This window comes from Methylobacterium sp. CCH7-A2, from assembly GCF_001557075.1.
Lineage (GTDB): Bacteria > Pseudomonadota > Alphaproteobacteria > Rhizobiales > Beijerinckiaceae > Allobosea > Allobosea massiliensis.
In genome coordinates, this window is record NZ_LSKN01000231.1 from 1 (window position 1) to 21,476 (window position 21,476).

General features: G+C 69.1%; 21 protein-coding genes and 1 tRNA gene. 11 read left to right on the forward strand and 11 right to left on the reverse strand.

Annotated elements, in window-relative coordinates:
- Positions 1 to 62 precede the first annotated feature (62 nt).
- Positions 63 to 542: an Lrp/AsnC family transcriptional regulator gene (locus AX750_RS17075; RefSeq protein WP_066717197.1), complete on the reverse strand. Its 480-nt coding sequence runs from the start codon at positions 540 to 542 to the stop codon at positions 63 to 65.
- 176 nt (positions 543 to 718) lie between these two features.
- Here AX750_RS17075 and AX750_RS17080 point away from each other — a divergent pair, with 176 nt between their 5' ends.
- The gene (locus tag AX750_RS17080; RefSeq protein ID WP_066717194.1) at positions 719 to 1,240 is read left to right on the forward strand and encodes a cysteine dioxygenase family protein; all 522 of its coding nucleotides are present in this window, start codon (positions 719 to 721) and stop codon (positions 1,238 to 1,240) included.
- A 59-nt stretch (positions 1,241 to 1,299) separates the two neighbouring features.
- Here AX750_RS17080 and AX750_RS17085 read toward each other — a convergent pair whose 3' ends face one another.
- Positions 1,300 to 2,271 carry a KpsF/GutQ family sugar-phosphate isomerase gene (locus AX750_RS17085; protein WP_156446419.1) on the reverse strand — a complete coding sequence of 324 codons (972 nt, stop codon included), beginning with the start codon at positions 2,269 to 2,271 and terminating at the stop codon, positions 1,300 to 1,302.
- A gap of 149 nt (positions 2,272 to 2,420) precedes the next feature.
- Here AX750_RS17085 and AX750_RS17090 point away from each other — a divergent pair, with 149 nt between their 5' ends.
- Positions 2,421 to 3,950, forward strand: coding sequence for an outer membrane beta-barrel protein (locus AX750_RS17090; RefSeq protein WP_197426520.1), 1,530 nt, complete (start codon positions 2,421 to 2,423; stop codon positions 3,948 to 3,950).
- A 96-nt stretch (positions 3,951 to 4,046) separates the two neighbouring features.
- On the opposite strand, the gene AX750_RS17095 is transcribed toward AX750_RS17090, so the two are convergent.
- A complete protein-coding gene (locus AX750_RS17095) occupies positions 4,047 to 5,891 on the reverse strand; it encodes a M3 family oligoendopeptidase (protein WP_066717181.1) in 1,845 nt (614 codons plus the stop codon).
- 205 nt (positions 5,892 to 6,096) lie between these two features.
- Between AX750_RS17095 and AX750_RS17100 the strand changes: the two genes are divergently transcribed.
- From AX750_RS17100 to AX750_RS17115, 4 genes are all read left to right on the forward strand, one after another.
- Positions 6,097 to 7,590, forward strand: coding sequence for a sigma-54 dependent transcriptional regulator (locus AX750_RS17100; protein WP_066717178.1), 1,494 nt, complete (start codon positions 6,097 to 6,099; stop codon positions 7,588 to 7,590).
- Between the two features lie 105 nt (positions 7,591 to 7,695).
- Positions 7,696 to 9,624 (forward strand): L,D-transpeptidase family protein, encoded by a 1,929-nt coding sequence (locus AX750_RS17105; RefSeq protein ID WP_066717175.1) that lies wholly within the window; start codon positions 7,696 to 7,698, stop codon positions 9,622 to 9,624.
- 187 nt (positions 9,625 to 9,811) lie between these two features.
- Complete coding sequence (locus AX750_RS17110; protein WP_348626287.1) at positions 9,812 to 11,620, forward strand: DUF882 domain-containing protein; 1,809 nt, start codon at positions 9,812 to 9,814, stop codon at positions 11,618 to 11,620.
- A 77-nt stretch (positions 11,621 to 11,697) separates the two neighbouring features.
- Positions 11,698 to 11,907, forward strand: coding sequence for a hypothetical protein (locus tag AX750_RS17115; RefSeq protein ID WP_066719952.1), 210 nt, complete (start codon positions 11,698 to 11,700; stop codon positions 11,905 to 11,907).
- A gap of 126 nt (positions 11,908 to 12,033) precedes the next feature.
- On the opposite strand, the gene AX750_RS17120 is transcribed toward AX750_RS17115, so the two are convergent.
- Positions 12,034 to 12,109, reverse strand: a tRNA-Ala gene (locus tag AX750_RS17120).
- A 126-nt stretch (positions 12,110 to 12,235) separates the two neighbouring features.
- Here AX750_RS17120 and AX750_RS17125 point away from each other — a divergent pair.
- From AX750_RS17125 to AX750_RS17135, 3 genes are all read left to right on the forward strand, one after another.
- The gene (locus AX750_RS17125) at positions 12,236 to 12,526 is read left to right on the forward strand and encodes a YggT family protein (RefSeq protein ID WP_066720001.1); all 291 of its coding nucleotides are present in this window, start codon (positions 12,236 to 12,238) and stop codon (positions 12,524 to 12,526) included.
- Between the two features lies 1 nt (position 12,527).
- Complete coding sequence (locus tag AX750_RS17130; protein ID WP_066719954.1) at positions 12,528 to 12,860, forward strand: DUF167 family protein; 333 nt, start codon at positions 12,528 to 12,530, stop codon at positions 12,858 to 12,860.
- Between the two features lie 69 nt (positions 12,861 to 12,929).
- Positions 12,930 to 13,622 (forward strand): carbonic anhydrase, encoded by a 693-nt coding sequence (locus tag AX750_RS17135; protein WP_066719956.1) that lies wholly within the window; start codon positions 12,930 to 12,932, stop codon positions 13,620 to 13,622.
- Positions 13,623 to 13,629: 7 nt separating this feature from the next.
- Here the strand turns inward: AX750_RS17135 and AX750_RS17140 are convergent, their stop codons facing one another.
- The 3 genes from AX750_RS17140 to AX750_RS17150 are packed head-to-tail and all read right to left on the reverse strand — an operon-like array spanning position 13,630 to position 15,299.
- The gene (locus AX750_RS17140) at positions 13,630 to 14,217 is read right to left on the reverse strand and encodes a HutD family protein (RefSeq protein ID WP_066719958.1); all 588 of its coding nucleotides are present in this window, start codon (positions 14,215 to 14,217) and stop codon (positions 13,630 to 13,632) included.
- Between the two features lie 9 nt (positions 14,218 to 14,226).
- Positions 14,227 to 15,156 (reverse strand): site-specific tyrosine recombinase XerD, encoded by a 930-nt coding sequence (locus tag AX750_RS17145; RefSeq protein WP_066719960.1) that lies wholly within the window; start codon positions 15,154 to 15,156, stop codon positions 14,227 to 14,229.
- Positions 15,153 to 15,299 (reverse strand): histidine kinase, encoded by a 147-nt coding sequence (locus AX750_RS17150; protein ID WP_066719963.1) that lies wholly within the window; start codon positions 15,297 to 15,299, stop codon positions 15,153 to 15,155. The genes AX750_RS17145 and AX750_RS17150 overlap by 4 nt, the downstream gene beginning before the upstream one ends.
- A 170-nt stretch (positions 15,300 to 15,469) precedes the next feature.
- On the opposite strand from AX750_RS17150, the gene AX750_RS17155 reads away from it, so the two are divergent.
- On the forward strand, positions 15,470 to 16,093 hold the full coding sequence (locus AX750_RS17155; RefSeq protein ID WP_066719966.1) for a shikimate kinase: 624 nt from the start codon (positions 15,470 to 15,472) through the stop codon (positions 16,091 to 16,093).
- Entirely contained in the window at positions 16,090 to 17,241 is a 1,152-nt protein-coding gene (aroB, locus tag AX750_RS17160; RefSeq protein WP_066719969.1) for a 3-dehydroquinate synthase, read from the forward strand. The genes AX750_RS17155 and aroB overlap by 4 nt, the downstream gene beginning before the upstream one ends.
- Positions 17,242 to 17,415: 174 nt before the next feature.
- On the opposite strand, the gene AX750_RS17165 is transcribed toward aroB, so the two are convergent.
- From AX750_RS17165 to AX750_RS17180, 4 genes are all read right to left on the reverse strand, one after another.
- On the reverse strand, positions 17,416 to 17,628 hold the full coding sequence (locus AX750_RS17165; RefSeq protein WP_066719971.1) for a DUF4287 domain-containing protein: 213 nt from the start codon (positions 17,626 to 17,628) through the stop codon (positions 17,416 to 17,418).
- Between the two features lie 95 nt (positions 17,629 to 17,723).
- A complete protein-coding gene (locus AX750_RS17170; protein WP_245282423.1) occupies positions 17,724 to 18,875 on the reverse strand; it encodes a calcium:proton antiporter in 1,152 nt (383 codons plus the stop codon).
- Between the two features lie 136 nt (positions 18,876 to 19,011).
- Entirely contained in the window at positions 19,012 to 20,826 is a 1,815-nt protein-coding gene (locus AX750_RS17175) for a glucan ABC transporter ATP-binding protein/ permease (RefSeq protein WP_066720006.1), read from the reverse strand.
- Between the two features lie 124 nt (positions 20,827 to 20,950).
- Positions 20,951 to 21,475 (reverse strand): CAP domain-containing protein, encoded by a 525-nt coding sequence (locus AX750_RS17180; protein WP_245282424.1) that lies wholly within the window; start codon positions 21,473 to 21,475, stop codon positions 20,951 to 20,953.
- Position 21,476: the final 1 nt, after the last annotated feature.

Here is a 21,476-nt window from a genome sequence, read left to right on the forward strand (position 1 = left end):
GGCGAGCTGAGCCCCAAACGAAAGAAGGGAGCGGTTCGCCGCTCCCTTCTTTCGTTTGGGGCTCAGCTCGCCGGCTGCGCGAAGCCGAGCGGGATCGCCGTCGTCGACTTCAACTCCTCCATCGCGAACATCGAGGTCACGTCGTTGAGGTCGATGCGGGAGATCAGCTTCTTGTAGAGCGCGTCATAGGCCGCAATGTCCGGCACACAGGCCTTGAGCAGATAGTCGATTTCGCCGCTCATCCGGTAGAAATCGACGATCTCCGGCAGGTCGCGCACGGCGGTGTGGAAGCGCTCCAGCCACTCCATCGAATGCCGCGCCGTCTTCACCGCGATGAAGACCGTGACGCCCGCCTGCAGCATGCTGCGGTCGAGCAGCGCGACGCGCTTGCGGATATAGCCGGCGGCCTCCAGCTTCTGCACCCGCCGCCAGCACGGCGTCGCCGACAATCCGACCGCCTCCGACAACTCGGCCAGCGGCAGGCTCGCATCCTCCTGCAGGCAGGCGAGGATGCGGAGATCGAAGGCGTCGAGCTTGGCCATGGAGCATTCATGAAATGGATTCGTGAGATTGAGAGGGTCGGCGCAAACAGATTCTCAAGACGATGTCACAAGCGCTAGCCAATTCCAAGAACCGAGCGTTTCCTCGTCAGATAGCAAACCATTTTCCCGGCGACTGGCTATCCTTGCTGAAGGAGCGCGCCGGCGGGAGTCGAGGGATGCAGGAATTCTTGAACGCGGAGCGGCGCGGCACGGTTCTCGCCAGCCTGCGGACGGATGAGGGCACGCTTTCGCGTGACTATCTCGCGGCAGCCCGCTCCGTCCTGCGCGAACTCGTTGCGATGCCCGACCTCGTGCGCGCCCTGCCGCTCGAGCGCAAACCCGGCGGCTACACCCGAAACCTTCTCGCAGGCGACGACTCCGTCAGCGTCTGGGCTATCGTCTGGGCGGCCGGAGCGACCACCTGCATCCACGACCACCACTGCTCCTGCTGCTTCGGCGTCGTCAGCGGCACCGTGACCGAAACCTGGTATCGCGCCATCGACGCGCAGCGCGCCATCGCGACCGAGCAGCATGATCGCCAGGCCGGCTATGTCGCCTGCATGCTGCCGAGCGGCCCCAATATCCACCGCATGCGCAATCTCGGGACCGAAGACGCCATCTCGATCCACATCTACGGCTTCGACCACGAAGCCCACGAGTCATCGATCGAGACGCAATACGTCGCGGTCGAGGGCTGAATCCGGACACAACGGCGCCCCAAGGCCGCTCCATCCTCGATCCGCCCGCAAGGAGCCTGCTAGGCCACCCCGAGCGACAGCAGGTCGTGCACATGGACCAGCCCGACCGGGCGGTCCCCGCCATCCGCCACGATCAGCGCCGTGATCCGCAGGCGGTTGACCATTTCCAGCGCCTCGCCTGCCAGCGCATCCGGCGCGATCCGGCGCGGATTCGGCGTCATCACGTCCCGCGCCCGCTGGGCCGGCCCGGCCCGCAGCAGCTTGCGGCGAAGATCGCCATCGGTGACGACTCCGGCGAGAACCCCGTCAGCATCGACCACAACGGCGCAACCGAAGCCCTTCTCTGAGATCAGAGCGACCACATCGGCGATCGCCGTGTCGAGGCCGCAGAGCGGCAGCGCCGCGTCGCGATGCATGATGCTGGCGACCGTCTTGAGCTGCGCGCCGAGCTTGCCGCCCGGGTGGTAGACGAAGAAGTCCTGGCGCGAGAAGCCGCGTGCCTCGAGCAGCGCCACGGCGAGCGCATCGCCCAGCGCCATCTGCATCGTCGTGGAAGTCGTCGGCGCCAATCCGTTCGGGCAGGCTTCCTGCGCCTTGGGCAGAAGCAGCGTCACATCCGCCTCGCGGCCGAGCGCGCTGTCGGCATTGGCCGTGATCGCGATCAGGCCTACGCGGAAACGCCTCGTGTGGCCGACGATCGCCGCCAGTTCCGCCGTCTCGCCCGACCAGGACAGGGCGATCACCACGTCCTCCGGCTGAACCATGCCGAGATCGCCATGGCTGGCTTCGGCGGGATGGACGAAATGCGCCGGCGTGCCGGTGGAGGCGAGCGTCGCTGCGATCTTGCGTCCGACATGGCCGGATTTGCCCATGCCGGAGACGATGACGCGCCCGCCCGCCGCCCGGATCATCGCGACGGCGGCGGCGAAGGCCTCGCCCATCCCGTTGGCGAGCGCCTCGTGGAGCGTGTCGAGCCCGGCACGTTCGGTCGCGACGGTGCGGAGCGCGGAAGCGCGGATATCGGCTGTCATGGCGCGCGCTCTAGCACAGCCGCGCGCAGGGGGGCCAGCTTCGGGGCGCCCCGTCATTGACGGCCCGTTAACCCCCTTCGTTTTAACTCCGTTAACCATGCGCGCGCTGTCCGGCGCGACAAAGCCCGTTCCTGGAGCCACGCCGCCCCGTGCCCCGGCCTGCCCCGTCTCTGTTGCTGACCGGCGTCGCCGCCGCGAGCCTCGTGCTCGCCGCGTCGTCCGTCGCTGCGCAGCAGGCGCGGCGCACGCCGCTGCGGCCGAGCGTGCCGGCCTATGTCGCCCAGCCAACGGTGCCGGACTTGCCTGCGGCGCCTCTCTCGGCCACGCCGGATTCGGTTCGTGATCCCGCCGCCCTGATTCAGGGCCAGCCTACCACCGTATCCCGCCGCGCCCCGCCTTTTGCCAGCCGGCCGGTGCGCGCCAGTGGCGTGCGCGGCGTCACCCAGCGCCAGTTCCGCGCGCCGCAGACCGGCGTCGCGGGCCTGCCGACCACGCCGCCGCCACCACCGCCCCCGCGCCGGCGCGCCGCGGCGGAAGAGGATCCTTACGCACCGCTCGGGCTGCGGCTCGGCAACGTCACACTGAAGCCAGGCCTGACCAGCAGTGTCGGCTACGACACCAACCCGCAGCGGACGGCGGGCTCGACCCGCACGGGCTCAGCCTTCGGCCGGCTGGAGGGTGATCTCGACGTCCAATCGGACTGGAACGTGCATGAGCTGAAGGGCAAGCTGCGCGGCGGCTACAGCCGCTTCTTCCGCGACGAGAACGCCTCGCGCCCCGATGGCGAGGGCAATCTCGACCTGAGGCTCGACGCCTCGCGCGACACGCGCATCCTTCTGGAGACGCGGGCGAAGATCGATACCCAGCGCCCCGGCTCGCCGGACCTGACCTCCGCCGTCGTCGGTCGCCCGCTGATCTATCAGTATGGCGGCTCCGCCGGCGTCACCCATGACATCAATCGCCTGCAGATGACGCTGCGCGGCTCGGTCGACCGCAGCGACTACGAGGATGGCAAGCTCAGCAATGGCGGGATCGTCAGCCAGCGCGACCGCAACCAGACGCAATACGGCCTGCGCCTGCGCGCCGGCTATGAGATGACGCCGGGCTTCAGGCCCTTCGTCCAAGGTGAGGTCGACACCCGCGAATTCGACCAGGCCGTCGATTTGAGCGGCTATCGGCGCTCGTCCGATGGCGCCACCATCCGTATAGGCTCGACCTTCGAGATCAGCCGCCAGCTCACCGGCGAAATCTCGGCCGGCTACCAGAACCGCCGCTACGACGATGCCCGGTTGCGCGACCTGAAAGGCTTCGTCGGCGATGCCGCCATTCTGTGGTCGCCGACGCCGCTCACCACCGTCACCCTGCGCGGCACCTCCGAACTCGGCGACACGACGATTGCGGGCTCCTCGGGCACCACGGCGCGGCGCGTCTCGCTCGAGATCGCCCACGCGCTGCGCCGCAACCTCACCGTCACCGGCATCGCCAGCTTCGGCCGCACCGAATATGAGGGACAGGGCCTGCGCGAGGACTTCTCGAGCCTCGGGGCCCGCGTCGAATACAAGCTGACGCGGACCGTGGCGATCCGCGCGAGCTTCACCCATGAACGGCTGAACTCGACCGCCCAGAATTCGGACTACACCGCGAATATCGCGCAGGTGGGCCTGAGGCTGCAGTTCTGACCCAGCGTCATTCTCGGGCTTGACCCGAGAATCCCCGAAACCAGCGCTCTCCGGTCATGAGATGGTCGGGTCAAGCCCGACCATGACGTGACGGGGCTACTCCATCCCCTCCAGCTCGATGATCATGCCCTCGATCATAGTGAGCCCGATCTGCCAGAACGCGGGATCGCGCGCATCCAGCCCGAACGGTGCCAGCAGCTCGGCGTGATGCTTGGTGCCGCCGGCCGAGAGCAGCGCGAAGTACCGCTCCTGGAACCCCTCCGCCGCATTCCGGTACACGCCGTAGAGCGAGTTCACCAGGCAGTCGCCGAAGGCATAGGCGTAGACATAAAAGGGCGAATGGATGAAGTGGGGAATGTAGCACCAGAACGGCTCGTAGCCCGGCCCGAGCCGGATCGCCGGCCCTAGGCTCTCCGCCTGAACGCTCATCCAAAGCTCGCACAGGGCCTCGGCAGTCAGTTCGCCCGATTTGCGCGACTCGTGCACCTTCCGCTCGAAGGAGTAGAAGGCGATCTGGCGCACGACCGTGTTGATCATGTCCTCGACCTTCGCCGCCAGCATCGCCTTGCGCTGCCTGGGGTCCTGCGTGCCGTCGAGCAGGCGGCGGAAGGTGAGCATCTCGCCGAAGACGCTCGCCGTCTCGGCCAGCGTCAGCGGCGTGGGCGCCATCAGCGCGCCGTTCGGCGCCGCCAGCACCTGATGCACGCCATGGCCGAGCTCATGGGCGAGCGTCATCACGTCGCGCGGCTTGCCCTGGTAATTGACCAGCACATAGGGATGCGCGGACGGCACCGTCGGATGGGCGAAGGCGCCGGGCGCCTTGCCGGGCCGCACCGGCGCGTCGATCCACTGCTCGTCGAAGAAGCGCCGCGCGATCTCCGCCATCCGCGGTGAGAAGGCACCATAAGCGTCGAGCACAGTATCGCGCGCTTCCGTCCAGGGAATCGTGCGCTGCTCGACCTTGGGCAGCGGCGCATTGCGGTCCCAGAAATCCAGCGCCTCGCGCCCGAACCATTTCGCCTTCAGTTTGTAGTAGCGGTGCGACAGCCGCGGATAGGCCTCGCGCACGGCGCTCACCAGCGCATCCACGACCTCGCGCTCGACGCGATTGGCGAGATGGCGCGAATCCGCGACGTCCTCGAATTTGCGCCAGCGGTCGGAGATTTCCTTGTCCTTGGCGAGCGTGTTGGTGATCAGCGCGAAGGTCCGCAGCTGCCCGCGGAAGACGGTGCTCAAGGCCTCGGCCGCCTCCTTGCGCACCGCGCCGTCGGCATCCTGCAGCTTGTTGAGCGTCGGCTCCAGCGTCAGCTCCTCGCCGCCGATCCGGAAGCGCAGCGAGGCGATCGTCTCGTCGAAGAGCCGGTTCCAGGCGGCGTGCCCGGTCATCGACTTCTCGTGGAAGAGAGCCTCGATCCGGTCCTCGAGCTGGTGCGGCTTGTCCTTGGCGAGATCGTCGAGCCAGGGCTTCCAGTGCGAAAGCGGCGCCGTCGCAGAGACGCGGGCCAGAAGCTCGGGCTCGATCCGGTTCAGCTCGAGTTCGAAGAACAGCAGCTCGGTCACCGCCGCGTTCAGCTTGTCCTGCGTGTCGCCGTAGAACTTGGCGCGCTGCGGGTCGGTGGTGTCGCCGGCATAGACAAGGCCCGCATAGGCGCCGATGCGGCCGAGCAGGTCGCTCAACGTCTCGAACGCCTTCACCGCCTCGGCCAGCGCCGCGGCTCCGTCCTCGCGCTCCGCCAGGGCGGCGAGCTTGCCATGATAGAGCGCCGCGAAGCTCTGCGAATCGGCCAGCGCCCGGTCGAGATCCGCCTTCAGCGCGGGGGAATCCAGGCCGGGATAGAGATGACTCAGATCCCATTCCGGCAGCGTGCCCAGGGATTTGGCGGCCGCGGCGGCGCTTCCCGTCGCAGTGGCGCGCAGCACCTGGTCGAACGCATTGGTCATCGTCGGCAACCTCGCAGATGGGAACCCAGCCGTTCCCTCATATGCGCGGGGCACCGGCCGGGATCAATCTCTGCCGGCGTCGCGGCCCCCCGCGCTATGCGCTTAAGCGCCGCTTAACCGTTCTGGCCGAGAATGACCCAGAACGGAACAGCCGGCGCCGCCTGGAGCGGCCGGCTTGTTCACCGCCTTAAGCCTTCGAGGTGTCATGACCGCCACCGTACTCGTCGTCGACGACGATCCCGTTCAGCGCCGCCTGCTGGACGCCATGCTGAAGCGTTGCGGGTACGACGCCGTCGTCGCGGAGACCGGCCAGGCCGCCCTCCAGATGCTGACGGGCCCCGAGGGCGACCGCTTCGACGCGATCGTGCTCGATCTCGTCATGCCCGAACTCGACGGCATGGGCGTCCTGGCCGCGCTGCGCGAGCGCGCGATCGAGACGCCGGTCATCGTGCAGACGGCCAATGGCTCGATCGAGACCGTCGTCCAGGCGATGCGCGCCGGCGCGGTCGACTTCGTCGTCAAGCCGGTCGGCGCCGAGCGGCTGCAGATCTCGCTCAAGAACGCGCTCAAGCTCGGCGCCCTCGAGCACGAGCTGCGCCACATCAAGCGCCGCGCCTTGGGCACGCTCGGCTTCCGCGATCTCGCCACCAAGAGCGCCGACATGGCGCGCGTCGTGCGGCTGGCCGAGCGCGCGGCAAAGTCCAACATCCCGATCCTGATCGAGGGTGAATCCGGCGTCGGCAAGGAGGTGCTCGCCCGCGCCATCCAGGGTTCGAGCGACCGGAAGGGCAAGCCCTTCGTCACGGTCAATTGCGGCGCGATCCCGCACAACCTCGTCGAGTCGATCCTCTTCGGCCACGAGAAGGGCGCCTTCACCGGCGCCACCGAGCGCCATGTCGGCAAATTCGTCGAGGCCAGCGGCGGAACGCTCTTCCTCGACGAGGTCGGCGAATTGCCGCTCGATGCGCAGGTCAAGCTCCTGCGTGCGATCCAGGAAGGCGAGGTCGACCCCGTCGGCGGCAAGAAATCGGTGCGCGTCGACATCCGCATCATCTCGGCGACGAACAAAAGCCTGCTCGATCAGGTCAAGGCGGGCGAGTTCCGCGAGGATCTCTACTACCGCCTCAACGTCTTCCCGATCACACTGCCGCCGCTGCGTCAGCGCCGCGAGGACATCGCCGATCTGGCGCGCGGCTTCCTCGCGCGCTTCGCGGCTGAGGAGGGCAAGAAGCTGCGCGGCATCGGCGCCGAGGGGCTCGCGCTCATCAGCGGCTATGACTGGCCGGGCAATGTCCGTCAGCTCGAAAACGCGATGTTCCGGGCCGTGGTGCTGGCCGATGGCGACGAGCTGACCGTCGCCGAATTCCCGCAGATCGCCGCGCAGATGGAGGGCTACGACGTCCGCATCCCGCCCGCCCCCGCGCCGCTCGGCCCGGCCGAGGCGCGCAGCGAGCCCCCGCGCATCATCCAGATGCCGGTGCGCGACCCCAACTCGCTGGAACTCGTCGCCGGCTCCGACATGCGCACGCTCGATGAACTCGAGCGCGAGATCATCAAATTCGCCCTCGCCCATTATCGCGGGCACATGTCGGAGATCTCGCGCAAGCTCGGCATCGGCCGCTCGACGCTCTACCGCAAGCTCAAGGATTACGGGCTCATCGAGCCCGGAGTGGCCACGGATGAAACCGACGCGGCCTGAGCCGCGACGAACCGAATGGCGGCGCGTGTTGCGCTGCCGCATCTTGTCGAAACCGGCCGAGTCACGCAGGAATGCGGTTCTCGGCAGAATGCAGGAATAGCGACCATGCGTCGTCGCCACTGGGCGAATCTGGCTTGCGTCTCGGCTCTGGCCCTGTCGCTGACCTCAGCCGTCGCCTCCGCCGAAGGCCAGGCCATCGATCCGACGCTCGGCATTCCGCTGCCGGAACAACCCGCCTTGCTCCTTCATGCCGACGAGCAGCCGCAAGCCGCGCAGGCTCCGGTCAGCACGGAAGTCGCTCCCGCCGAGCCCGCCCCGCAGACGGACACCGCAAACGCGCCCGCCGCCGAACCCGGCATGGTCACCGGCGCGGTCACACCTTCCGCGCGCCCAGAGGGCAGCCTCGCCACGCCGGAGCTGCCGACGGCCTCCGTGGCGGCACAGGACCAGCCTGTAACGCTCGACATTCCCGAGGTCGAGCTGCCGCCGGCCGATCCCGCGCTGGCGGCGCCGCAGGCCGCCCCCATGCTGCGAAAGGCCGAGCCGGCGATCGCCCCGCCCGAGCTGCCCAAGGTCGTCGTCGACCTGCCCGCCGGATCCGAATACGCCGCCGACATCGCCGCCCGCGCGGCCGACGCGCTGGCCCTGCCGCGCCTCGCCGAGCGCGAGCGCGCCGAGATCCTCGCCGCCTACGAGGCCAACGGCAACCGGCCGCTTTGGATCGAGGGACGCGGCTGGAGCGCCGCCGGCCTGCGCCTGACCGAGCGCCTCGGTCGCGCCGGCGAGGACGGGCTGCGTCCAACCGACTATCCGCTGCCCGCCTTCGAGGCGAGCGACAAGGGCAGCCTCGCCGAAGCCGATGTCCGACTCTCGGCGCTGGCCGTGCTCTATGCCCGCGACGCGCGCGGCGCCCGCGTCGATCCTCGCCGCCTGTCGAAGCTGCTGACGCCGACGCTCTCGTTACCCTCCGCCACCGAAGTCCTTTCGGAGCTCGCGGGCGCGGCCGATGCCGGCGCCGTGCTGGCCGCTTACAACCCGCCCCATGAGGGCTATCGGCGGCTCAAGGCCAAGCTCGCCGAGTTGCGCGAGCATCTCGACGACACGCCGCTGGTGCGCATTCCCGCCGGCCCGGCGCTGAAGCTCGGCATGCGCGACGACCGCGTCCCGCTGGTGCGCGCCCGGCTCGGCCTCGGCCCCAGCGAAGAGCCCGTCTTCGATCGCTCCACCGCGACTGCTCTGGCCGCCTTCCAGAAGCAGGCGGGCCTGCCGGCGACCGGCGTTCTCGGCGCGCAGACTCTCGCCGCGCTTGGCACACCAGCGACGGCCCGCGGCGAGCAGGATATCGTCGCCCAGATGGAGCGCTGGCGCTGGCTGCCGTTCGATCTCGGCGCCGACCACATCATGGTCAATGTCCCGGAATTCCGCGTCCGCGTCGTCCGCCAGGGCCAAGTCGTCCACGAGACGCGCGCCATCGTCGGCAAGCCGGAGACGGCGACGCCCATCTTTTCGCACCGGATGGACCACGTCATCGTCAATCCGTCCTGGTACGTGCCGCCCTCGATTCTGCGCAAGGAGTTCATCCCTGGCCTCGCCGCCGATCCGGACTATGCCGCCAAGCGCGGCTATGTGGTGACGCGGACCAAGGGCGGCGGCATCTCGGTCCGCCAGCCGCCGGGCGAGCGCAACGCGCTCGGCTGGATCAAATTCATGTTCCCGAACGATCACGCCGTCTATCTGCACGACACGCCCAACCGCAGGCTCTTCGCCCAGGAGCGCCGCGCTTTCAGCCATGGCTGCGTGCGTGTCGACAATCCCTTCCAGCTCGCCGATCAGGTTCTCGGGCCGGAATGGACCCATGAGCGTCTGAAGCGCCTCATCGGTTCGGGCGAGCGCCGCATCAACCTGCCCCAGCCGCTGGCGATCCATCTGGTCTACAACACCCATGTCGTCGGCGCCGATGGTAGCCTCACCACCTTCGAGGACCTCTACGGCTTCCACCGGATGGTCCGTCAGGCGCTCGAGCAGCGCGGCTGACGTCGCGTCGGCGAGCGGACGGTGAACCGGCACCGTTTCGCCACGATCGCGGCGTAGCGGAGAGGCGCGCAGAAAGGGCTGGCCCGGCAATTGCCGGCTTGCTAACGAGGCGTTAACGCTTCTCCGCAACTGTTCGTTCACGTTCATCACGCGCCGCCAGAGCGACGCATCGAGACGGGTCAGCAGATTGGGCAGCTCAGACGCCACGCTTTCGGAACGCCAGGCGCGCCCGAAAAGGGTCTTCCGCCGGGCGTTGATGCTCGGGGTTGCGGCCGGGACTCTGCTGCTGGGCGTGCGCGGCACGCAGGATGCCGTCGCCAACGGCGACACGCGGACGATCTCGATCCGCCACATGCACACCAAGGAAGAGGTCACCGTCACCTTCAAGCGGGACGGGCGCTACGTCGCCGAGGGCCTCGAGAAGCTGAACTGGGCCCTGCGCGATTGGCGCACCGACGAGCCGATCCGCATGGATCCGCGCCTCTTCGACGTCGCCTGGGAGGTCCAGCGTCAGGTCGGTTCGGAGCAGCCCTTCCACGTCGTCTCCGCCTATCGCTCACCCGGCACCAATTCGATGCTGCGGCGGCGCTCGCGCGCGGTCGCCAAGCACAGCCAGCACATGCTCGGCAAGGCGATGGACTTCTATCTGCCGGACACGCCGACCGCCCGCATCCGTGAAGCCGGCATGCGCCTGCAGCGCGGCGGCGTGGGCTTCTATCCCGGCGCTCACACGCCCTTCATCCATCTCGATGCCGGCTCGGTGCGCTCCTGGCCACGCATGACGCGCGACCAGCTCGTGCGCCTTTTCCCGGACGAGAAGACCGTCCACCTTCCCGCCGACGGCCAGCCGCTCGGCGGCTACGAGATCGCCAAGGCCGAGATCCTCGCCAGCGGTGGCGCGGTCGCCGGTTATGCGGCGGCCGATCTCGACGAGGGCGCGGTCATCTCCTCCGGCCGCAAGAGCCTCTGGGCCTCGCTCTTCGGCGGCGACGAGGAGGAGGCGGATGCCCGCCCGACCCGCGGCCGCCGCGTCGCTCCCAAGCCGCAGCCCGCCGTCATCGCCTATGCCAGCCCCAATCCCTATGCCGACAGCAACTCGTCGGACGGTGGGCGCTTTGCCGTCGCCATGGCACCCCAGCCGGCTGCCGCAACGCGCTCGCTCGCGCAGGAGCGGGCCGAGCGCCTGGCCCCGCGGGCGCCTGAGCCGCCGGCGGCTCAAGCCGTGGCGCCCGTCAATGCCGCGGCCGAGCCCCCTCCGCCCCCTCCCCAGGAGCGCCGGCCGGCCCTCGTCGATGCCCCCATTCCGCTCGCCCGCCCGCGCGGCCTGGCCCTGCCCGGCGAAGCGGAGGGCGCTGTCCAGATCGCGGCCCTGCCTGCCGGGGGCGGCGCGCTCGCCTTCGCTCAGGCCACCGCGGGCGGCGACCAGAAGCTCGTCCTCGCCGCGCTGCCGCCGCGGCGGCCCGGCGAGATCGCGCCCCTCGTCGAGACCGTCATCGCCGGCAAGCCGACCAGCGCTCCCCTGCCGCCCCTGCGTCCGGCCGCGCTGACCGGATTCGCCCTGGCCGGCCAGTCGACCCCTCTGCCCACCGGCGGTGCCGGCCTGCGCGGCAGCGAAGGGACCCAGCCGGAGGGCCGGCTCGTTATCGTCACCCACCCGCTGCCCCCGAGCCGCCCCGGCGGCAGCCCGGCGGTCAGCGTCGCGGTCGCGACGCCCGCCCGCCCGGCGCCCACACCGATCGAGGCCCAGTACGATTCGGACCGCGCCGGCCTCGATTCGCTCTTCGCCGCCGTCACGCGCAGCCCCGCCCCGGCGGGACGCAGTGTCACCGTCGCCACCGCCCGCGCCCGCACGACCGCGCCGGCCGCATCGCCGATATCCGGCCCGAGTCCGGCGGCGGCGCTCGGCTTCAGCCATGCCGAGCCGAACGACGCCCGAACCGGCTCTTTCAGCGGCCCGGCGGTGAAGCCGCTGCCGACGAACTTCATCCAGAACTGAGCGAGCGTGCCGGCATTAACCGATTGCTGACCGCCCACGGCCCACACTCACGGCGATTCGCCAACAGTGAGAGTGACATGGGACAGGTTCTGCAGTTTCGGCTTCCGCCGGCTCGCGAGGAAAGCCAGGCGGGGAGCGCGCTCGATCTGCTCTCGGCGGTGGATTTCGCACTCCGCGACCTCGTCGACATCGCCAACCACGTCACGCTCGAAGCCGTCCGAGAGCAGGCCATGGCCTGCCACGCCATGCTGGCCGCCGCCTACAATGCCGAGTTCGAGCACGGTTGAACGGACCGTCGCAAACCACCGGTCGATCACAAAGCCGGTGAAGCCGGCCCTATTGCGAGATACGGGTTCGGGGGAATGTCCACCAAGACCGGCAGAACGGCGCGAAGAAGCGGGTTCCGGAGGCCTTGGTGGAGCTGAGGGGATTCGAACCCCTGACCTCTGCAGTGCGATTGCAGCGCTCTCCCATCTGAGCTACAGCCCCGAGGCGCTGGCCTTCTAGGCCGTGCGTCGCCTGTCTGTCAATCGCTTGCGCCAGGAGTTTTGCGCCGGCGCCGAACGGGCAGCGCCGCGCGACAGATGGGCCCGACGACGATCCAGAGGAATGACGATGCGTGCCGTTCTCGACGTGGTGCTGCTGGCCCTGCAGATCTACACTTGGCTGCTGATCATCTCGGCCGTGCTGAGCTGGCTGATCGCCTTCAACGTCGTCAACACGCGCAACCAGTTCGTCTCGACGATCTGGGACATGCTCTACCGCGTCACCGAACCGCTGCTGCGTCCGATCCGGAACATGCTGCCCCAGATGGGGGGGCTGGATCTGTCGCCGATCGTCCTGCTGCTGATCATCTTCTTCATCGAGCGCGTCATCGTCCTCTATCTCTACCCCGCCGTCTTCTGAGGTGGCACCCGAGGCCGCATCCCGGCCCTGGACGGCGACCACCAACGGCCTGCGTCTCGCGGTGCGGCTGACGCCCCGCGGCGGGCGCGATGCCCTCGACGGAATCGAGGTCCTCTCCGACGGCAAGACGGTGCTGAAGGCGAGGGTCCGGGCGGCGCCCAGCGAGGGCGAGGCCAATGCCGCCCTCCTCACTTTGCTGGCCCGGGAGTTCGGCGTTTCGCGCAGTGCTGTCACGCTCGCCACGGGAGCGACAGCGCGGGTCAAGCTGCTGGCGATCGCGGGCGATCCCGCTGCTCTGGTGGCCCGCCTCGAGGCCGCCTGCGCGGCCCACTGAACGCAGACCGATCATGCCGCAGCGCAGCATCGGCTTGACGAAACCGGCCGCCTCCTGTTCGAAGGCGGGATGGAGACGCCCGCATCCCCCTTCCCCGAGCGGCTGACCGAAGGTTACCGCGCCTTTCTCGACGATCGCTTCGACCGGGAAAAGGACCGCTACGAGCAGCTGGCCGAGACCGGCCAGACGCCGAAGATCATGCTGATCGGCTGCTGCGACTCGCGCGTCTCGCCGGAGGTGATCTTCGACGCGCGTCCGGGCGAGATGTTCGTCGTCCGCAATGTCGCCAATCTGGTGCCGCCCTTCTCGCCCGACGACCAGCTCCACGGCACTTCGGCCGCGCTCGAATACGCCGTGCAGGCGCTGAAGGTGGAGCATATCGTCGTGCTCGGCCATGGCCGCTGCGGCGGCATCCGCGCCTTCGCCGACGACGCCCAGGGCCCCCTCTCCTCGGGCGACTTCATCGGCAAATGGATCACTCTGATCGGCCCCGCCGCCGAGCGCACCGGCGGGCGCGGCCGGCACGAGACGCTGGACGGCTATGTCGAGCGCCTGGCCTTCGCCTCGATCCAGCAGTCGCTGGCCAATCTGCGCACCTTCCCCTGCGTGCAGATTCTCGAGAGCAAGGGCAGGCTGCAGCTGCACGGTGCCTATTTCGCCGTCGCGACCGGCGTGCTGATGCTGCTCGATCCCGCGACGGGACAGTTCCTCCCCGCCATCGGCGAGTTGCCGCGGAAGGCGATGCCGCTGCGCTGCGACTGAGCCTGCTCTATCGCAGCCGGATCGTCGCCAGCAGGGCGCGGCCCGCCTCCACCATCAGCGAACCATCCGCCTCGGCGTCGATCCTCAGCGCATGGCCGCCCGTGAGAGCGATGGCCTCGCTGCCGCAACGCGCCGTCACGGCCTCGCCCGGCGCGTAGAGAATGTGGATGGCGGGCACCAGGGCCAGGGTTTCGCCCGGCTCCGGCGCCGCGAGATCGGCACGGCACATCGCCCGGTCGACGATCAGGTTGACGACCTCGACCGGCCCGTTCTCCAGCCGACTGACCAGCGGCAGCCCGCCATCGTAGCGCACGGGGGTAAAAGGCCGGCGCAGGTCGATCTCGCCTGAAGCGCCCTCCAGCACCAGTCCGGAGCCGACGATGACCGCCTGCAGCCGCTCATAGCCGGTGAGGTCGGAGAACGGCCCGGGCTGGACGATGGCCGTGCGCCCGAGCCGCCAGACCATGCCCTCCCAGCCGGCGGGGTCGGCGCCGGGCCGGCTCGCATCGGCGATGTCATGGGTGACGCCGCCACCATTCTTCCAGGGTTTGCTGCGGAAGCTCTCGGGCGGGAGCGGGGTCAGGCGCGTCGTCATGAGGCTCTCTCAGGCTTCGTCCGCCAGCGGGTGAAGGTCCCGCACCAGGCTCTTTAGGCGGTCGTCGAGGACATGGGTGTAGATCTGCGTGGTCGCGATGTCGGAATGTCCCAGCAGCTCCTGGACGACGCGCAGATCGGCGCCGTTCTGAAGCAGATGGCTGGCGAAGGCGTGGCGCAGCACATGCGGGCTCAGGGCATCGCCCGACAACCCGGCCGCCCCGCCCAGCGCCTTGAGATCGCGCCCGAAGGCCTGGCGGGTGAGATGCCCGCTCTCGCCCTCGGCGGGGAAGAGCCAGCGCGTCTCCGCGCCGCCCGACTCGCGCAGCGCCGCCAGCCAGAGCCGCGCCGCCTCCCGCGCCGGCTCGTTCAGCGGCACCAGCCGGTCCTTGTTGCCCTTGCCGCGCACCACCAGGAAGCGCTCGCGCGTCGTCGCTGCCGAGAGTGGCAGCGCGATCAACTCCGAGACGCGCAGGCCCGTGGCGTAGAGCATCTCGATCAGGCAGCGCATCCGCAGCGCCCGCAGCCGCGCGGCGGGCGTCAGCCCCTCGCGGATGCAGGCCTCCCGCGCGGTCGCGATCAGCCGCTCGACATCGGCGACCGAGATCACCTTCGGCAGCGGCCGCCCGAGCCGCGGACCCTGGATGGCCGCGGTCGGATCGCTGGGAGCGAAGCCTTCCGTGTAGAGGAAGCGGTGGAACTGGCGCACCGCCGAGAGCCGCCGCGCGGCGGAAGAGGCTTTCAGCCCCCGCGCGGACAAATCCGCCAGCCAGCCGCGGATGTCGTCGGCCGTCGCGGCCTCCAGCGCCCGCCCCCCGAGGAATTCCAGATAATCGTCGATGTCGCGCTGATAGGCGTCGAGCGTGTTGCGAGCGGCGCCGCGCTCGGCGGCGAGCATGTCGAGAAATCCGTTGCGCCGCGCCTGCGCGATCCGGCTCATTTCGGCTGGAGCCGGGAGGGCGGAATCGTCTCGACCATCTCGCGCGGCACCGGTTCGACGAAGGCGACGAGCGCGACCATGCCGCCGAAGACGAGTCCGCCGAGCAGGGCCAGGAAGGCGACGAATCGGAACAGCGTCGGCACGGTGAGGCGGATCCTTCGGGGCTGTGACTGCGATGGCCCCGCGCATCTTTCGGGAGATGGCGGATGCCGGCAAGGACGGCAAGGCCACAAGCGCCGCAAAATGCGGCACGGGGCCTGACGTTGTGTGACGGCTCATGTTAAAGGGCGCTGAAGACAAGGCTTCCATCGCTATGACGATCGTCGAGACGCTCGACCAGCCACGAGGTGAGGATATCGGCCCGGACCCGGCGACCCTGCGGGCAGCGATCGGCCCGCGGGCGATCGTGCTCGTCGGCATGATGGGCTCGGGCAAGAGCTCGGTCGGCCGCCGTCTGGCGACGCGGCTCGGCCTGCCCTTCGTCGATGCCGACACCGAGATCGAGACGGCCGCCGGCATGACGATCCCCGAGATCTTCGCGCAGCGCGGCGAGAGCGAGTTCCGCGACGGCGAGCGCCGCGTCATCAGCCGCATCCTGACGACGCGTGCGCCCCTCGTGCTCGCGACCGGCGGCGGCGCCTTCATGAACGCGGAAACCCGCGCGCGCATCGCCGATCTCGGCATCTCGATCTGGCTCAAGGCCGAGCCCGAGGTGCTGATGCGCCGGGTCCGCAAGCGCTCCAACCGCCCCCTGCTCCAGACCGCCGACCCCGAGGCGACGCTGCGGCGGATGCTGGCCGAGCGCGAGCCGGTCTATGCGCTCTCCGATCTCACCCTGCTCTCGCGCGACGACCCCCATGACGTCGTGGTGACGGCGGCGCTGGCCGCGCTCGACCGGCATCTGCGCACCCCTCCCGACCGGAAGCCCACGCCATGACGACCCCTGCCCCGTCGGCCGGCGCCCGGATCACGGTTCCGGTCGCGCTGGAGGGCCGCGCCTATGACATCCAGATCGGCCGCCACCAGCTCTGCGAGGCCGCAGCCCTGATCGCCGCGATGGCGCCCGGCGCCAAGGTCGCTGTTGTCACCGACGAGCGCGTCGGCCCGCTCCATGCCCCGGCGCTGGAGGCCTGCCTGCAGCAGGAGGGCATCGGCTTCACCCGCATCACCGTGCCGCCGGGCGAGGCGACCAAATCCTATGCGCAGTTCACGACGCTCTGCGACGCGCTGCTCGCGGCGAAGATCGAGCGCGACGACCTCGTCATCGCGCTCGGCGGCGGCGTGGTGGGCGATCTCACGGGCTTTGCAGCGGCCGTGCTGCGCCGGGGCGTGCGCTTCGTGCAGATCCCGACCACGCTTTTGGCCCAGGTCGATTCCTCCGTCGGCGGCAAGACCGGCATCAATTCGGGCCACGGCAAGAACCTGATCGGCGCCTTCCACCAGCCGGCACTGGTCATCGCCGACACCGCCCTGCTCGACACCCTCAGCGAACGCGAGTTCAAGGCCGGCTATGCCGAGGTGGTGAAATACGGGCTGATCGACGACCCCGCCTTCTTCGACTGGTGCGAGGTCAACTGGAGCCGCATCATCGCAGGCGGCCCCGAGCGCGACCATGCGGTCGCCGTCTCCTGCCGCGCCAAGGCGGCCATCGTCGCCCGCGACGAGCGCGAGGAGGGCGACCGCGCGCTGCTCAATCTCGGCCACACCTTCGCCCATGCGCTGGAGCGGCTGACGAACTACGACTCCACCCGCCTCGTCCATGGCGAGGCGGTGGCGATCGGCCTCGCCCTCGCCTTCCGCTTCTCGCAGCGGCTGGGGCTCTGCTCCGGCCAGGACGCGACCCGCGTCGCGCGCCATCTCGACGCCGTCGGCCTGCCCTCGACGCTCCAGCAGGTTCCGGGCGGTGCCGGAACGGCGCAGGAGATCGTCGCGGCGATGGGCCAGGACAAGAAGGTCCGCCGCGGCGTGCTGACCTTCATCCTCGCCCGCGGCATCGGCCAGAGCTTCATCGCGCATGGCGTCGCGGCGGAGGAGGTCACGGCGTTCATCGAGGCGGAACTGGCGGTCAACGGGCAGGCGCACTGACCGGACACGACAACGATCGGCTTGAGCAGGATAACGGCTCGGAACCAAGCGGTCATCCCGGGCTTGCGCCGGGATCCATCGAAGGGCTCCGGAGCTTTACGATGGATTCCGGATCGGCGCGGCTGCGCCGCTTGTCCGGAATGACGGCCTGCTTCCGAGTGAAATCAGCACGCCCTAATCCTTCGCTTCGGCCATCACATGAGCGACGATGGCGTTGGCGTGGCCATGGCCCAAGCCGTGCTCACTCTTCAGCATGGAGACGATCTCCATGTGCTTCGCCGGCAATCGCTCCCGCACGATCTGCAGCCAGTCGCCGATCGGGCGCCCATAGGTCTTTTCGATGGACGGGAAATAGGACGCCGGTCCCTTGATGCGCGGTTCCGCCACGGTCGATCTCTCCACAAGGCCAGCGCCAGTCTCGCAAGCGAGGATGCGGACCGCAATCCTCGGCCCGGTGCCTGTCCAAATCTGCCCAGAGACCCCTAAGGACTGAACACCAGCACCAGAAACACAAAGAACACGCTGAGATGCACGGCGCCCTCCAGCATTGTCGTGCGCGTGCCGGTGAAGGTCAGCGTCGAGAGCAGCAGCGTCATTGCCAGGATGATCATGTTGGCGCCCGACAGGCCGAGCACGACCTCCTGCCCCGTGAACAGGCCGATCGCCAGCACCGCTGGCACGGTCAGCCCCAGCGTCGAGGCGGCGGCGCCGAGACAGAGATTGATGGCTCGCTGGAGCTGATTCGCCGAGATCGCCCGCAATGCCGCGATGCATTCCGGCGTGAACACCACCATCGCGATCAGGATGCCGCCCAGCGCCACCGGCGCACCGAGACGCGCGATACCAAAGTCGAGCACCACGGCGAGGCTCTTCGCCAGGATCACGATGGGCAGGATGGTGGCGAGCAGCAGCAGGACATGGCTCCAGGTCGAGCCGCCGGGGTCCTCGTGGCCGTCATCCTCGACGATTTCGATCTCATCGGGATCGGGCGCCCGCCCATGCGGTGCCGAGCGCACCGGTGGCGCCTGCTCGCGCGTCGGCTCGACGAAGAAGGAGCGGTGCCGCCCGGTCTGGAGAACGAGGAAGGCCCCGTAGAGCGCCAGCGTGAAGACGGAAAACGAGACCGACTGCAGCACCGTCAGCGTGCCCTCGGCCGTCGAGGTGGTGAAGTTCGGCAGCACCAGCGGGATCACGGTCAGCGGGATGATCACCGCCAGATAGGAGGACGCACCCTTCATGTTGTAGCTCTGGGCGAAGTGGCGCAGCCCGCCGACGAGCAGGCCGATGCCGACCACGCCGTTGAGCACGATCATCAGCACCGCGAACATGGTGTCGCGGCCGAGCGTCGGGGCGCCCTTGGCGCCGAGCATGACGGCCGAGATCAGCGCCACCTCGATGATGACGATCGAGAGCGTCAGGATCAGCGTGCCATAGGGCTCGCCGAGCCGCCCCGCCAGCACCTCCGCCTCATGCACCACGCCGAACGCCGCCCAGATGATGACGCCGAGCAGCCAGGCGAAGACCAGCGCGGCCATGACCGGCTCGCCGAGCCGCCCGAGCAGCGCGTCCCCGAACAGCAGAAAGGCGACCACGGTCGCCCAGGCGCAGGCGAGGCGGAGGATGGTGACGGGCAAGGGCAGTCCTTTCGACGGATGCGGATGGCGCCCGCCACGCTGCGGACATGCGAAAAGGGCCGCGCGCGGCGACCCTGCGTCAGCCTAACGCGCGTCCCGCGAAAAGGTTGCAGGTTCCGGAAAACGCCCCGGCCGTTCAGTCGAGCGCGAGGGTCCTCGCCAGCGGGCTCGCCGCCTCCTCCGCGAGCGCGGCCGCCTTGTCGGTGACGAGATACTGCGCCCGGGCCAGGGCCTCGAAGCGGCCGCCCTTGGCGACCAGTTCGTCGAACGACCCCATCTCGATCACCTCGCCCTGCTCGAAGACGAGAATTCGGTCGGCATTGCGGATGGTGGCGAGGCGGTGGGCGATGACGAAGGTGGTGCGGCCCTTCATCACCTCCTCGAGTGCCTTCTGAAGCTTCACCTCGGTGGCGGCGTCGAGCGCGGAGGTCGCCTCGTCGAGGATCAGGATCGGCGGGTTCTTCAGCAGCGCCCGCGCGATGGAGAGGCGCTGGCGCTCTCCGCCCGAGAGGGTGCGGCCGCGCTCGCCGACCAGCGTGTCCAGACCGTCGGTCTGCCGCGCCATCACCTCGGTCGCCTGCGCCCGGTTGAGCGCCTCCATCATCTCCTCTTCCGTCGCATCCGGCTTGCCGACGGTGAGATTCTCGCGGATCGTCCGGGCGAACAGCATCGGCTCCTGGAAGACGACGCCGATGTTCCGCCGCAGCGAGAGCAGCGAGATCTCGCGAATATCCTGCCCGTCGACGGTGATCCGGCCCGATTGTGGATCGAAGGCGCGGTGCAACAGGCCGAGGGTAGTCGATTTGCCAGAGCCGGTCGACCCCACGATGGCGATGGTCTCGCCCGGCGAGACGGCGAAGGAGACGTCGCGCACCGCGGTGCGCTTGCCGTCATAGGAGAAGGACACGTTCTCGAAGGCGACCGCGCCCGTGAGATGGCCGGCATCCGGCGCGCTCGGCAGGTCGCGGACCGCCGGCAGGGTGTCCAGGACCTCGAAGAATTCGCGCATCTTCGGCGCCTGCATGAAGATGAAGTTCACGAAGGCGACGATCTGCTCGAGCCGGCCGACCAGCATGGTCGCGAAGCCCATGAAGGTCACAATCTCGCCGACCGTGGTCAGCCCCTGCATCAGCAGCCAGGCGCCGACGACGAAGATCGCCAGCACCGTCAGCGTCGCCGAGGCGCGCGTCGCCACCGTCGCGATCGCCCACCAGGAGAGCACCGGCAGTTGCGCATCGAGCAGGCTCGCGATGGTCGAGCGCAGTCCGCGAACCTCCGCCTCGATCCGCGTGAAGCTCTGGATCACCGGCACATTGCCGAGCGCATCCGAGGCCCGCTCGGCGAGGTTCGAGTGATAGGTCTCGACATTGCTCTGCAGCGTGTCGGTCTTGCGCAGCACATAGGCCGTCAGCGAACCGAACAGCACGACGAGGCCAATCAGCAGCAGGCCGAGCTGCCAGTTCTTCCACAGTGTGAAGGGCAGCAGGATGAAGAGCGCGACGAGGCTGGCGCAATGCTCACGGAAGAAGGAGAGCCACAGCGCCCACATGCCGCTGGTGCCGTCGAGCATCACCTTGAGCACGCGGCCGGAATGGGTCTGCGTGTGATAGGCCAGCGGCAGGGTCAGCGCATGCTCGAAATAATTCGCCATCACCGCCAGGCGCCGGCGGTGGGCGAGCCGGTCGGAATGCAGCGAGACGAAGACGCTGGCACCGATGGTGAACAGGCCGAATCCGGCCCATGCCAGGATCAGCGGCCCGATATCGGCCCAGCTCAGCTTCAGCCCCGCGCCTTGGATGCTGGTCAGCTTGTCGATCAGCGCGCCGAACAGCATCGGCTCGGCGAAGGCGGCAGCAGCGAGCAGGACATTGGCGAGCGCCAGGATGATTCCGAGGCGCCGCTCCGGGCCGAGCTCGCCGAGGACACGCGCATAGATCGAGAAAAGCGACATGGCCGCCAGCTTTAGCTGACGCAGCGGCCCGGGCAAGCGGGACGCCGCCGCTTGTGCTCTGCGACGGCGCTTTCGCGAGCAGCGCCCGACGCCCCCCCGCGAGGGAGCGCCGCATCGCCTTCGATCAGGGCGCGAGGATCAGCGCCCAGTAGACCTGGTATTTCGAGCCCGGCGCATAGGCCGTGGCGATCCCCATGCGCGTCGCGCCCGGTGTCTTCATCACCCGGTCGTGCTGGGGCGAGTCGCGCCAGCCCGAAAAGGCCTCCGCCAGCCGGCGATAACCGGCCGAGAGATTGGCCTCCGCCCCGGTCTGTCCGGCGCGTGCGAGCCGTGCCTTCACGGCTTCCGCCTGCGCCGGCCGGTCGGCCGCGGCCATGGCGTCCGCCTCCTGCTGTGCGGCGGCAACGAGGGCCGGGTCGAGCGTCAGCGTGTTCAGCCCGGCATTGAGCCGATAGGCCGAGATCATGGCCCGGGCTTCGCCGGTATCGACCCGTGCCGAGGCCGAGCCGAGATCGCGATAAAAGGCGGGCTGGCCGGTGCGCGCCGGCTCGGTGCAGCCGGCGGCGCCCATCAGGGCGAGCGCTCCGGCGAGCAGAGCGGGGCAGCTCATCGACCGGGCTTTCGCCGCGCCGCGCAGGAGGCAATCCATC

Bases quoted from the DNA above. Each gene is read 5' to 3' on its own strand.
- AX750_RS17080 (WP_066717194.1), top strand. From the start codon at position 719: ATGCAGGAATTCTTGAACGCGGAGCGGCGCGGCACGGTTCTCGCCAGC.
- AX750_RS17105 (WP_066717175.1), top strand. From the start codon at position 7,696: ATGCGTCGTCGCCACTGGGCGAATCTGGCTTGCGTCTCGGCTCTGGCC.
- AX750_RS17085 (WP_156446419.1), bottom strand. From the start codon at position 2,271: ATGACAGCCGATATCCGCGCTTCCGCGCTCCGCACCGTCGCGACCGAA.
- AX750_RS17095 (WP_066717181.1), bottom strand. From the start codon at position 5,891: ATGACCAATGCGTTCGACCAGGTGCTGCGCGCCACTGCGACGGGAAGC.
- AX750_RS17115 (WP_066719952.1), top strand. From the start codon at position 11,698: ATGGGACAGGTTCTGCAGTTTCGGCTTCCGCCGGCTCGCGAGGAAAGC.
- AX750_RS17175 (WP_066720006.1), bottom strand. From the start codon at position 20,826: ATGTCGCTTTTCTCGATCTATGCGCGTGTCCTCGGCGAGCTCGGCCCG.
- AX750_RS17140 (WP_066719958.1), bottom strand. From the start codon at position 14,217: ATGACGACGCGCCTGACCCCGCTCCCGCCCGAGAGCTTCCGCAGCAAA.
- aroB (WP_066719969.1), top strand. From the start codon at position 16,090: ATGACGACCCCTGCCCCGTCGGCCGGCGCCCGGATCACGGTTCCGGTC.
- AX750_RS17155 (WP_066719966.1), top strand. From the start codon at position 15,470: ATGACGATCGTCGAGACGCTCGACCAGCCACGAGGTGAGGATATCGGC.
- AX750_RS17100 (WP_066717178.1), top strand. From the start codon at position 6,097: ATGACCGCCACCGTACTCGTCGTCGACGACGATCCCGTTCAGCGCCGC.
- AX750_RS17135 (WP_066719956.1), top strand. From the start codon at position 12,930: ATGGAGACGCCCGCATCCCCCTTCCCCGAGCGGCTGACCGAAGGTTAC.
- AX750_RS17075 (WP_066717197.1), bottom strand. From the start codon at position 542: ATGGCCAAGCTCGACGCCTTCGATCTCCGCATCCTCGCCTGCCTGCAG.
- AX750_RS17145 (WP_066719960.1), bottom strand. From the start codon at position 15,156: ATGAGCCGGATCGCGCAGGCGCGGCGCAACGGATTTCTCGACATGCTC.
- AX750_RS17180 (WP_245282424.1), bottom strand. From the start codon at position 21,475: ATGGATTGCCTCCTGCGCGGCGCGGCGAAAGCCCGGTCGATGAGCTGC.
- AX750_RS17125 (WP_066720001.1), top strand. From the start codon at position 12,236: ATGCGTGCCGTTCTCGACGTGGTGCTGCTGGCCCTGCAGATCTACACT.